Annotated in this window: 11 protein-coding genes; 9 read left to right on the top strand and 2 right to left on the bottom strand. The window is 63.5% G+C overall.

Features of this window, described 5'->3' with window-relative positions:
* Positions 1 to 25: 25 nt before the first annotated feature.
* A complete protein-coding gene (gene hrcA, locus G572_RS0109355) occupies positions 26 to 1,093 on the bottom strand; it encodes a heat-inducible transcriptional repressor HrcA (protein ID WP_425423426.1) in 1,068 nt (355 codons plus the stop codon).
* Between the two features lie 265 nt (positions 1,094 to 1,358).
* Here hrcA and rph point away from each other — a divergent pair, with 265 nt between their 5' ends.
* The 8 genes from rph to G572_RS0109310 all read left to right on the top strand — a co-directional run bounded on the left by rph (position 1,359) and on the right by G572_RS0109310 (position 10,198).
* Complete coding sequence (gene rph / locus G572_RS0109350) at positions 1,359 to 2,072, top strand: ribonuclease PH (protein ID WP_029058238.1); 714 nt, start codon at positions 1,359 to 1,361, stop codon at positions 2,070 to 2,072.
* A gap of 7 nt (positions 2,073 to 2,079) precedes the next feature.
* Positions 2,080 to 2,739, top strand: coding sequence for an RdgB/HAM1 family non-canonical purine NTP pyrophosphatase (gene rdgB, locus G572_RS0109345; RefSeq protein WP_029058237.1), 660 nt, complete (start codon positions 2,080 to 2,082; stop codon positions 2,737 to 2,739).
* Positions 2,736 to 3,893: a radical SAM family heme chaperone HemW gene (gene hemW, locus G572_RS0109340; RefSeq protein WP_051242074.1), complete on the top strand. Its 1,158-nt coding sequence runs from the start codon at positions 2,736 to 2,738 to the stop codon at positions 3,891 to 3,893. The genes rdgB and hemW overlap by 4 nt, the downstream gene beginning before the upstream one ends.
* 257 nt (positions 3,894 to 4,150) lie before the next feature.
* Positions 4,151 to 5,701, top strand: coding sequence for a polyhydroxyalkanoate depolymerase (phaZ, locus tag G572_RS0109335; protein WP_425423429.1), 1,551 nt, complete (start codon positions 4,151 to 4,153; stop codon positions 5,699 to 5,701).
* A 415-nt stretch (positions 5,702 to 6,116) separates the two neighbouring features.
* Complete coding sequence (locus G572_RS0109325) at positions 6,117 to 6,935, top strand: methyltransferase domain-containing protein (protein ID WP_051242070.1); 819 nt, start codon at positions 6,117 to 6,119, stop codon at positions 6,933 to 6,935.
* A 14-nt stretch (positions 6,936 to 6,949) separates the two neighbouring features.
* Positions 6,950 to 7,615, top strand: a complete 666-nt coding sequence (locus G572_RS25435) for an SAM-dependent methyltransferase (protein ID WP_169391303.1) — start codon at positions 6,950 to 6,952, stop codon at positions 7,613 to 7,615.
* Positions 7,616 to 7,667: 52 nt separating this feature from the next.
* Complete coding sequence (locus tag G572_RS0109315) at positions 7,668 to 8,957, top strand: MFS transporter (protein WP_029058233.1); 1,290 nt, start codon at positions 7,668 to 7,670, stop codon at positions 8,955 to 8,957.
* Complete coding sequence (locus G572_RS0109310; RefSeq protein ID WP_029058232.1) at positions 8,954 to 10,198, top strand: ATP-grasp domain-containing protein; 1,245 nt, start codon at positions 8,954 to 8,956, stop codon at positions 10,196 to 10,198. The genes G572_RS0109315 and G572_RS0109310 overlap by 4 nt, the downstream gene beginning before the upstream one ends.
* Before the next feature lie 2 nt (positions 10,199 to 10,200).
* On the opposite strand, the gene G572_RS26435 is transcribed toward G572_RS0109310, so the two are convergent.
* The gene (locus G572_RS26435) at positions 10,201 to 10,515 is read right to left on the bottom strand and encodes a hypothetical protein (protein WP_169391302.1); all 315 of its coding nucleotides are present in this window, start codon (positions 10,513 to 10,515) and stop codon (positions 10,201 to 10,203) included.
* Positions 10,516 to 10,545: 30 nt separating this feature from the next.
* Here G572_RS26435 and G572_RS26430 point away from each other — a divergent pair, with 30 nt between their 5' ends.
* Entirely contained in the window at positions 10,546 to 11,451 is a 906-nt protein-coding gene (locus tag G572_RS26430) for an ATP-grasp domain-containing protein (protein ID WP_169391301.1), read from the top strand.
* Positions 11,452 to 11,505 lie beyond the last annotated feature (54 nt).

Genomic DNA, 11,505 nt, shown 5'->3' with positions numbered 1-11,505 from the left:
CGGCACGCCGTGTCGCCACGGGATATCAGCGCAACAGCCGTCCGACCAGACGTGCCGTGTAGTCGACCATGGGAATGATGCGGGCGTAGTTCAGCCGGGTCGGCCCGATCACGCCGAGGACGCCGATGATCCGCTCGTCCTGATCGCGAAAGGGAGAGACGACGATCGATGAGCCTGACAGCGAAAACAGCTTGTTTTCCGACCCGATGAAGATGCGCACTCCGTCGCCGCCTTCGGCCGCGGCGAGCAACTGGATCAAATCGCGCTTGCTCTCAAGGTCGTCGAACAACAGGCGGATACGCTCCAGGTCCTGCTCCGCTTCCAGGTCGGACAGGAGGTTGGAGCGCCCTCGCACGATCAGCGACCCCGAATCCGCGCCTGTTCCGGTGCGCGTCGCGATCCCCATCTCGACGAGCTTGGCGGTCAGATCGTCCAGCTCCGCCTGATGGCGGTCGCGCTGGCTCTCCAGTTCGACGCGCGCCTCCGCCAGCGTTCGCCCCCGGATCAGGCTGGTGAGATAATTCGACGCCTCGATCAGGGCCGATTGCGGAAGGCCCGGCGGCAGGGACACGATCCGGTTCTCGACCGACCCGTCGTCGGCCACCAGAACGACCAGCGCCTTTTGCGGCTCGATGCGAACGAATTCGACGTGGCGCAGCCGCGCATCGGCCTTGTGCGTGAAGACCACGCCGGCGCCACGCGACAGGCCGGAGAGCATCTGGCTGGCTTCCGTCAGCAATTGCTCCGATGTGCGTTCGCTCTGCGCCGCCTTCACCTGGATCTCGATCTGCGAGCGCTCCTCGCGCGTCAGATCGCCGACCTCCAGAAGCGCATCGACGAAGAAGCGCAAGCCGCCTTCGGTGGGGAGCCGCCCGGCGGAGGTGTGCGGCGCATAGAGCAGACCCGCATGTTCGAGATCCGACATGATGTTGCGAATCGATGCCGGAGACAGGCGGATCGCGGGATGACGCGACAGGTTGCGCGACCCGACGGGTTCACCCGTGTCCAGGTAGCTCTCGACGATCGCCCGAAAGATCTCGCGCGACCGCTGATCAAGCTCGCTCAGGCTGACGGAGGGACCACCCAGTGTCACGATTGCTGTCCTCGTTTGCGGGCGCGCAAGATCCGGCAGGGCATGCGCTTCTTTGCAGGAATATAACCACTCATACCGGGAAGATGAGGACCCTGCGCGGTTTTTTCCAGATCGCCGGCGACTTGCGCGTGCCTGCGCCAGACCCCGACCGGGCCGATGGAAACAGAGAAGCGTTTTCTCTCGCGTCCGTTTGCATTAGAAGTGCGCGAAACATTCCATGGACGCCGCGTGCGGTGGCGCCAAGACCGACCGGAAGGAAAACGACATGCGGCCATCCAAACGTGCAGCAGACGAGTTGCGCGCCGTCACACTGGAGCGCGGCGTCTCAAAACACGCGGAAGGCTCATGCCTCGTCAAGTTCGGCGATACCCATGTCCTGTGCACCGCGAGCCTCGAGGAGCGCATTCCGCCGTGGCTGCGCGGACAGAACCGCGGTTGGGTGACCGCCGAATACGGCATGCTGCCGCGCGCCACAGGCGACCGCATGCGCCGCGAGGCCTCCGCCGGCAAGCAGTCCGGCCGCACCCAGGAAATCCAGCGCCTGATCGGCCGCTCGCTGCGCGCCGTCGTGGATCTGCCGTCGCTCGGCGAACGCCAGATCTCGGTCGATTGCGACGTCCTGCAGGCAGATGGCGGCACGCGCACCGCCGCGATCACCGGCGCCTGGGTCGCGCTGAAGGATTGCGTCGAGTGGATGCGCGCCCGCGAGATGGTGTCCGCCCCGGTCCTGAAGGACCATATCGCGGCGATCTCCTGCGGCATCTACGGCGGCAAGCCTGTGCTCGACCTCGACTATCTGGAGGATTCCGACGCCGACACCGATGCGAATTTCGTGATGACCGGTTCCGGCGGCATCGTCGAGATCCAGGGCACGGCCGAAGGCACGCCCTTCTCCGAAGAAGAGTTCACCCAGCTGCTGGCCCTTGCAAAGAAGGGGATCGGGCAATTGGTCGATTTCCAGAAGATGGCGATTTCCTGAGGATCCCATGTCCAACGCCAGTGAGCCAACGCACCGCCGCCTCGAACCCGGCCGCATCGTCATCGCCAGCCACAATCCCGGCAAGCTGCGCGAGATCGAGGATCTCATGGCGCCCTACGGCTTCGAGGTGGTCTCCGCCGGCGCGCTCGACCTGCCGGAACCGGAAGAGACCGGCACGACATTCGAGGCCAACGCCGAGCTGAAGGCCGTCGCGGCGGCAAAGGCGAGCGGCCTGCCGGCCCTTGCCGACGACAGCGGCTTTTGCGTCGCGGCCCTCGACGGTCAGCCCGGCGTCTATTCCGCGCGCTGGGGCGGGCCGGAAAAGGACTTCGCCATGGCCATGCGCACGGTGGAGGAAAAGCTCCAGGCTGCCGGCGCAAGGAGCGATGAACAGCGCCGAGGCTCCTTCGTCGCGGTGCTGTGCCTTGCCTGGCCGGACGGGGAAAGCGTGTTCTTCCGCGGCGAGGTCGAGGGGCAGATCGTCTGGCCGCCGCGCGGCGACGGCGGTTTCGGCTACGACCCGATGTTCCAGCCCGACGGCCACACGCGCACCTTCGCGGAAATGTCGCCGGAGGAAAAACACGGCTGGACGCTCGACGGCCCGGCCCTGTCGCATCGCGCCCGCGCCTTTCAGGCGTTTTCGAAAGCCTGTCTGGAGAGCGCATGACATACGAGGGCGACGGCGGGTTCGGCATCTATGTGCATTGGCCGTTTTGCGAGGCCAAATGCCCCTATTGCGACTTCAACAGTCACGTCCGCCATGCGGGCGTGGACCAGCCGCGCTTCGCGAGCGCCTTCGAACGTGAACTGAAAACCTTCGCCGAGCGCACGCGCGGACGGCGCGTCGATTCCATCTTTTTGGGTGGAGGAACCCCCTCGCTGATGGATCCGGCGACGGTCGCCCGCGTGCTCGACGCGATCGCCGGCCTGTGGAGTGTGGCATCCGATGCCGAGATCACGATGGAGGCCAATCCCTCCTCCGTCGAGGCGTCCCGCTTCAAGGGTTATCGCGCCGCCGGCGTGAACCGGCTGTCGCTCGGGGTCCAGGCACTGAACGATCCGGATCTGAAACGCCTCGGTCGCCTGCATGATGTCGCACAGGCAAAAAAGGCGATCGGGATCGCCCGCGACACGTTTCCGCGCATTTCCTTCGACCTGATCTACGCGCGCCCCGACCAGACGGCACGGGACTGGCAGGCGGAATTGTCAGAGGCCATCGATCTCGCGGCGGACCATCTTTCGCTCTATCAGCTGACGATCGAGCAGGGCACGCCCTATTTCGAGCTTCACCGCAGCGGAAAGCTTGTGGTTCCGGATCCCGATACGGCCGCACATCTCTACGACCTGACGCAGGAGATTTGCGAGGCACGGGGCATGCCGGCCTATGAAGTGTCGAACCACGCCATTCCCGGTGCGGAATCGCGGCACAATCTCGTCTACTGGCGTTACGGCGACTACGTCGGCGTCGGTCCGGGCGCGCATGGGCGCCTGACGGGAGGCAACGGCAAGTTCGCGACCGCGACCGAACGCCACCCGGAAACCTGGCTGGAAGCTGTCGAGGCCCGCGGCGACGGGCTGGTCGAGGATCAGGCGCTCACGCAGGAAGAACAAGGCGACGAATACCTGGTGATGGGTTTGCGGCTGGTGGAAGGCATCGACCTTGGCCGCTATGAAGCCATCGCCGGCCGGACAATCGATTCCAGACGCATTGCCCAGCTTGTGGAGCATGGCATGGTGGAGCATCTGGAGAACAATCGGGTCCGTGCCACGCCGGCCGGCTTCCTCGTTCTGGACGCGGTCGTCGCCGACCTGGCCGCCTGACAGGGCCGATTTCACGAAAATCGAAAGATTTTTCGCATCGCAACATATTGCTCGCGCACCCATTTTCGTCCGGGCGCGGCATTTTTGCAGCAATTACGGAGTATCGACCTCCGTTGCGGTTGATGCGACGCAATCTCTTTGTCATATTATTTTGCAATGCGAAATAAATGTGCCGACCGGCCATGCAGCAAGGTCGGGACCAAAGAAGGGTCGATCGCGTGCCATTCTATCATATGTATGAATTCAATCACGCGGCCATGAGCCCCATGCGGGCGACGGCCGACATGACCCGCCTGTACTTCCAAAACCCGCTCAACCCGCTCACGCATACCCCCTTAGGCCGCTCCGTCGCGGCCGGTTGCGAGCTGATCGAGCGCATGACGCGACGTTACGGAAAGCCCGAGTTCGGACTCGACGAGACCACCGTCAGCGGGGTGAAAGTCCCGGTTCGCGAAGAGATTGTCTGGAGCAGGCCGTTTTGCAACCTGCTGCATTTCGACCGGAAGCTCGGGGCGAAGCAGCGTCAGGACCCCAAGATCCTGGTCGTCGCGCCGATGTCGGGTCACTATGCGACGCTGTTGCGCGGCACCGTGGAAACGCTTCTGCCGCGCGCGGATGTCTATATCACCGATTGGGTCGACGCGCGCATGGTGCCGGTGAACGAGGGCAGTTTCGACCTCGACGATTACATCGACTACATCATCGAGATGCTGCACTTCCTCGGCCCCGATACACATGTGGTCGCGGTCTGCCAGCCCTCCGTTCCCGTCCTGGCCGCCATTGCGGTAATGGAGGGTCACGAAGATCCGCTGTCGCCGGCGACAATGACGCTGATGGGCGGGCCGATCGATACGCGCATCAATCCGACGGCGGTCAACGATCTGGCGGAAGACAAGGGGATCGACTGGTTCCGCCGAAACGTGATCATGAAGGTGCCCTTCCCGCAGCCGGGCTTCCTGCGCGATGTCTATCCGGGCTTCCTGCAGCTGTCGGGCTTCATGAGCATGAACCTCGACCGCCACGTGAACGCCCATCACGAGTTCTTCCAGCATCTGGTCCATGGCGATGGCGATAGCGCGGAAAAGCACCGGGACTTTTACGACGAGTATCTGGCGGTGATGGATCTCACCGCCGAGTTCTACCTTCAGACGGTGGAGACGGTGTTCATCACCCATGCCCTTCCCAAGGGGGAGTTCCGACACCGCGGCGAGCTTGTCGATTGCGGCAAGATCCGCCGAACCGCCTTGCTCACGGTCGAGGGCGAGAAAGACGACATCACCGGCGGCGGACAGACCAAGGCTGCGCACGATCTGTGCACCGGCCTCGCCGCCGACATGCAGGCGCACTACACGCAGCCCGCCGTCGGCCACTACGGCGTGTTCAACGGATCACGCTTCCGCTCGGAAATCGCGCCCCGTGTGATGGACTTCATCCGCACCCACTACAAGCGACCCGAAACGGCCCCCGCACGACCGAAAAATCCGGTCGAGGTCGCGGTTGCCACCAAACCGGACGCGCCGGCGACTGCCGTCCAGGAGAAACCGGGCAAGCTCAGCGATCCCTTGGCCGAGGTTCTCCTCGCCGAACCGCAGGGTGCGGCCGACGATCTCACCGAAATCAGCGGCGTGGGCCCAAAACTGCAAACGGCGCTCAATGGCGCCGGCATCTTCCACTATTGGCAGATTGCGGCACTGACGGACGCGCAGATCGCAGCCCTCGACAGCAAGCTCGATTTCCGGGGGCGCATCGAACGGGACGGCTGGATCGAACAGGCGCGCAAATTTGCAAAACAGCCGGCCAACGGCTGAACGCATTCAGTCCGTTGCACGTGCAGTCGAATGCCTTTTGTTGGGGCGGGACCGGGGTGGTCCCGCCCCGTTTTGCGTGTCGGGCGCGATGATGGGCATGCGGTTTCGCCCCGCTTTGCCGCTCACTGAAAACGTGCGGCACGGGTCCGCACAACGACAAATCTGACGTCGGTTTTCAAGCACGCCGCCTCAATGTCCCCTGGAGCGGCACACGCGACGCCCGATGGCGTTTCCAGTTGACAGCCTCGCAATTACAACTTTAATTTGCATTTGCACGCAGCACACTGTCATTCGACTTGCTGTACTCCGCCCGGGAAACGGCAATGGCGGAAGAGCGTTCGCCCGCCTCCGCACTGGCGGGAACACCATTCGCCAACCCGCGAATGCAGCACCGTATTCGGGCGGAACAACTGGGATGCGCGCAACAGGATGCAAGCAGGAGCAGGCAATGGAAGCGCAGGTGGAAAGTGCCAAGGGGCATGGGGCAGGCCGAAGCGAGCCGCGTGCAAACGAAACGACCCCTATCGCCAGTGTCGGCAACAACATCAGCGCGGCAAATGCAGGCTGGTCCTTCGGCGGGCAAACGCCCACACACTTCGCGGACCATGTCCGGCGCTCGATCCCGATGTATGCCGAGGGACACAAGCTCGCCTGTGAACTGAGCGACTACTTCGTTCAGGACGGAACCGCCTGTTACGAGCTTGGCAGTTCGGTCGGCGAGCTGATCGCCAAGGTGGCAACGCGGCACGCGGCGCATCAAAATGTGCGTTGGGTCGGGATCGACAGCGTCGAGGCGATGACATTGAAGGCGCGCGAGGAGCACGGCCATCTCGGCATCGAATTCGTCACGTCGGACATCCTGCGGTTCGCCTTCGAGCGCGCCAATCTCTTCCTGTCCTACTACACGATCCAGTTCACCCCGCTGGCGGTGCGTGCGCAACTGATCCGCAAACTCTACGATTCCCTGCTTCCCGGCGGCGGGCTGATCATGTTCGAGAAGGTACGTGGCTCCGATCCCGTGGCGCAGGACCTCCTTTCCAGTCTCTATGTCGACTTCAAGATCGAACAGGGGTTTCACCCTGCTGAGATCATCGCGAAGAGCAAGAGCCTCAAGGGCATCTTGAACCCGCAAACCTCGGAGGAAAACGTACAGGCCCTGCGCGAGGCCGGGTTCTCCTCGGTGTTCACCGTGATGCGCTATCTCAGCTTTGTCGGCTATCTGGCGATCAAATAGCGATGGCCGACAGCATGAAGAAGAGCACGGAGATCGACGACGACGCCCGGTCGACCCCGGAAGACTACATGATGTCGCTGCAGCGCTACTACACCGACCTCTACGCCGACCAGCCCGTGTGCACGCGCGGTTACCGCAATCTTCGCGCGATCGAGGATTACTACGATGCGCTGTGTCGGCCGGAAGCGCCGCGCTCCATGCTGGACATCGGTTGCGGACAAGGCGAGCTCACGGCCTTTTTTGCGGACCGCGGCGCCACGGCGCTGGGGGTCGACCTGGTCGAAAACCCGCTATGGGCCGGGCTGGTCGAGAGCCGGGCGGGTCGACTGGCATTCCACGCCTGCGACTTCATGGACGCCTCTTTCGTGGAACCGTTCGACGTAATCGTCGACAGCGGGTGCTTTCATCATCAGCATCCGGATGTTCAGCCCCTCTATCTCGACAAGATCCGCGCGCTTGTTACGCCGGACCGGGGGAAATTCATCCTTTCGCTCTTCGAGACGAACCGTGAGATCGAGGATGACGGCATCCAGGTGATGCGCGATGGCCGTTTCGCCCGGACAGCCTCGCTCGACTGGGTGGCACCTTTCCTCGCCAAACACGGCTTCACGGTGCGCCAGACGCTGCGGGTGCCGCGCGAAGACGGAACGCCCTATTGTCTCGTGGTCCACGCCGAATGACGCCGCATCGGCGCCATGCCGCGCGAGGCCGGCCGAAAGAAGGCGCGCGGGGATGACCGGACGTTTGCAGTTCCAGTTCTTTTTGGGCCATTTCATCTGGAACCTCGCGTTCCTCCAGGGCGTTCTGATCTTTTTTTATGCCGACCGCGGATTGAGCCTCGCGGAGGTCTTTCTGATCAAGAACATGGTCTCGGTGACCGTGGTCGTCATGGAGATCCCCTCGGGCCTGGTGTCCGATCTTTTTGGCCGCCGCCGCGCGCTGATCATCGGGGCGCTTGCAAAATTCCTGGGCTGCCTGATCATCGCGACAAGCTCCGAGTTCACCCTGCTTGCCGTCGCCTATGGTCTGATCGGCGTCGGCGTGAGCTTCTACAGCGGCACCAACATCGCCGTTGTCTACGAAATGGAAAAAGGCAATGACGATCCGGCCGCGCGCCACCGGGCGCTTGCCCAGATGGGCGTGCTTGCCGGACTCGCCCAATTCGCCTCGACACTCCTTGGCGGACTGATCGCGACCTGGTCGCTGGATATGGTCGGCTGGATCAATGCCGCCGGCGCCTTCGCAGCCGTTCTCGTTTTTCTCTCCTATCGCCTGCCGGATCACCCCTCCGACCCGGCGCCGGTTGTCGCGACACCGAAACGCTCGCGCGTGCGCATGGCGCGGGACGGGCTGCGCCATCTCGCCGCGCAAGGCAATGCGACCGCGATCGTCACGGCGTCGGTCATGGTCGTCGCGCTGTTCATGCCGATGATCGCAATCACGACCTATCAGGGCGTTTGGCAGGAAATGGGCGCGGCGCTTGAGTTCGCCGCAGCGGCCACCGCCGTCGCCGGCCTCTTGAGTGCCGGCGCAAGTTATCTGGTGAAACGCTTTCTGGTCGCCGTCGCTCCGCTGCGCTTCGCTGTCTTCACGTTTCTTCTGCTCGAAATTTCCGTGCTCCTCGGAGCGCTCGACTGGATCGCGATGACGGTCGTGTCGATCGCCTTGATGGAGATCTTGCGCGCCTATGTGCTCATCGTCGGGTCTGTGATCGTCAATGACGCAGTGGACGACCGGTTTCGCGCGACCATCAATTCGGCAATCAGCCTGATCACCCGCATCGTTGTGGTGGTGCTGTCTCCCGCATGGGCCTTCGTGCTGCAGGACGCCGGACATGCGTCGGCCTTCGTCTGGCTGGCCGGCGTCTACGCCGTTCTCTTCATCGCTATCGGCGTTGCCGGGATTGCGGTCCGCCTTTCCGGGCGGCGCGCATTGCAACCGGATCCAGCCACGGAGGCACAAGGCGTTGCCGCGACTGCGCAACCGTCCTCCACACCTTCCGGCGAGGAGCATTCTTCATGAGCGGACGACATATTCTCATTCTGGATCGCGACGGAGTCACCCGCTACACCGACACAAACGGCGCGTTCCAGCCCTCGCCGTCGCAACATCACGTCTCGGTCCTCACCAAAGCCGTCCATGAGGCCGGCTTCAAGAATATCGCCGGGCTCGATCTTCATGTCACGGATACCGACCATCAACTCGACGCCCTGATGGCAACCGCCGAAAGGCTCCACCAGCATCATGCGTTTGACGGGATCATCGCGTTGTCGGAACGTCATATCCTGCCGGCCGCGGCATTTCGTGGCCGTCATGGGATCGCGGGGAGGTCGCCGGATGGGGCGCTTGCGCTGCGTGACAAGTTCACCATGTCAAACATGGTCCAGGCAGCCGGCATTCCCGTCCCCGAACAGGTCTGTCTGGCCGACGCGGGAGCCGCCCGGGACCTGCTTGCACGACATGGCCGGGTCGTGGTCAAGCCACGCGACGGAATGGGATCGGCAGGCGTTCAGGTCGTTGCCACGCCACATGATCTCAAACAGTGCATCGCTGTTGCCGGAAGCGGGGCGACGGATCAGATCGCCGCGCAATACCTTGAAAACCGGGAGTTTCATGTCGAAGCCGTGACGGTGGACGGAGATGTTGTCTTCGCTGAATGCTTTGAATATATCGGCCATCCTCTGCGTTTTCGCGACCTTGCGACACGACGCGGGGTGACGGTCCGCGACCCGGACCTCAGGCGCCGCATCCTGTCGTTGAATGCAACGGCCCTTTCCGCCATCGGCTTCCGCGAGGGGGTATCCCACCTTGAATGCTTCCTGACACCGGGGGGAGAGCTCTATTTCGGCGAGGTTGCCGGGCGCCCGGGGGGGAGTGGGATCAGCGATTGCGTTGCGGGCCTGTGGGGCGTCGACACCGGCGCCTGCGGCGCCCTCCTCGAGGTCGGATTGCCGGTCGGTATCACCGCAAAGGCCCGCTTTCCGGCCGGAGGCTGGATTGCCATCTACCCCAGGGCCGGCCAACTCCAGGACGTGTCGCCGCTCAGCGCCTTCGACGATCACTGGATACTCCATGCCGAAATCCTCTGCCGCCCCGGTCAGCACCTTGTCGATCCGATCATGAGCGGCGCCTCCATCGCCCGGTTTTCCGTCGGCGGCGACACACCGGCCCAGGCCCTGGAACGACTGGAAGAGGTCTCGCGCCGTTTCACCTTTCGCGTAACAGCGCCTGCAGACAATTGCACAAGCGCGCGGGCATCATGACTTCAAACCCGCACATCAATGATCGGAAATGCCTCCTGCTTGTTGGCGGTTGGTCCGCAATCGTTGAAAAGGCTTTGCGCGTGGCCGACGACCTCGTGCTCTTTCACGGCACTCCGAGCGAAATCGACCCGTCGCTCCAGGCGGCCTGCCGCGCCGTGGAAACGGTCGATACGCGAGACGAAGTCGCCTGTATCGCACGAGCCCGATTGTTGCATCCGACCCACTGTTTCACGGCGGTTGCCGCCGTCCGGGATATCGATTGCCTGGCTACGGCAGGTATTTGCGATGCACTTGGGATCGCGGGCAACAGCCGGCATGCGGTGGCGCTCACGCGAAACAAGATCGCAATGCGCAAGACGCTTGCAGGCGGGGCGCTCGATACCGTTGGCTGGATGGCGGCGCACGACAGGACGTCGGCCCGTGCGGCTGTTGAGAGGCTCAGCACACCGTCCGGAGAGCCGGTCATCGTAAAGCCCGCAGCGGGGCGGGGCAGTCTCGATGTGCGTCTCGTGTCGCGCGAGACCGCCGGCGCCATTCTTCAGTCCTACCCTGACAAGGCGCTTGCCGACGGGCTCATCGTCGAGCGCTTCATCGGCGGCGCGGAATACAGCGTCGAAACCGTTTCGCTGAATGGCTGCCACCACCTTCTCGGCGTGACGGAGAAACTCAATCCGCCACGCCCGCCCTATTTCGTGGAAGAAGGCCATCTGTTTCCCGCAAGCCTAGAGGACGCCAGGCTTGCCGACATTCGCGACCGCATTTTCCTGCTGCTCGACGCCCTCTCCATCACCGAAGGGGTGTGCCACACCGAAATCAAGCTCGACGGCGACCAGATGCATCTGATCGAAACCCATGCGCGGCCGGGAGGCGACCGGATCTGGCGTTTGATGGAACTGGCGCTCGGCATCGACCCGATCGAAATCGGCTTCGCCGCCCTTTGCGGGCGCCCGGCGGCGCTGCCCTCATCAATGCCGGCGAACCGCTTCGCTGCAATCGCCTATTTGTGTGGAGAAGGGGGGCCGGTTTCAGAGGCATCGCTCGACGGGTCGATCCGCGACATTCCCGGGCTGGTGGAAAGCCGTTTGCTGTTTCAAACCGGCATGGTCGCGCCGCCGACCCGGGATTCCTATTCCCGGCATGCTTTCGTAATCCTCACCGGTCCGGGTGAAACCGCCTTGCGCGGTAATCTGGAAAGCGCCCTCTCCCGCATCCGGATCGTCTGCGACCCGCCGGCCAGGTCCGCCCTCGCCTGAGCGATTGCGGCCCCGCGGGAGAAGAGCCGACACATGCCGTTTGGCGCGACAATG

This window comes from Stappia stellulata DSM 5886 (genome assembly GCF_000423705.1).
In the GTDB taxonomy this organism is placed as follows: domain Bacteria; phylum Pseudomonadota; class Alphaproteobacteria; order Rhizobiales; family Stappiaceae; genus Stappia; species Stappia stellulata.
This window is presented reverse-complemented; position numbering and strand designations above follow the sequence as displayed.

Coding starts and splice junctions, on each gene's coding strand:
- phaZ (WP_425423429.1), top strand. CDS start 4,151: ATGAGCCCCATGCGGGCGACGGCCGACATGACCCGCCTGTACTTCCAA.
- rph (WP_029058238.1), top strand. CDS start 1,359: ATGCGGCCATCCAAACGTGCAGCAGACGAGTTGCGCGCCGTCACACTG.
- G572_RS0109310 (WP_029058232.1), top strand. CDS start 8,954: ATGAGCGGACGACATATTCTCATTCTGGATCGCGACGGAGTCACCCGC.
- rdgB (WP_029058237.1), top strand. CDS start 2,080: ATGTCCAACGCCAGTGAGCCAACGCACCGCCGCCTCGAACCCGGCCGC.
- G572_RS26430 (WP_169391301.1), top strand. CDS start 10,546: ATGCGCAAGACGCTTGCAGGCGGGGCGCTCGATACCGTTGGCTGGATG.
- G572_RS0109315 (WP_029058233.1), top strand. CDS start 7,668: ATGACCGGACGTTTGCAGTTCCAGTTCTTTTTGGGCCATTTCATCTGG.
- G572_RS0109325 (WP_051242070.1), top strand. CDS start 6,117: ATGCGCGCAACAGGATGCAAGCAGGAGCAGGCAATGGAAGCGCAGGTG.
- G572_RS26435 (WP_169391302.1), bottom strand. CDS start 10,515: ATGCCGGCTGTTGCCCGCGATCCCAAGTGCATCGCAAATACCTGCCGT.
- hemW (WP_051242074.1), top strand. CDS start 2,736: ATGACATACGAGGGCGACGGCGGGTTCGGCATCTATGTGCATTGGCCG.
- G572_RS25435 (WP_169391303.1), top strand. CDS start 6,950: ATGAAGAAGAGCACGGAGATCGACGACGACGCCCGGTCGACCCCGGAA.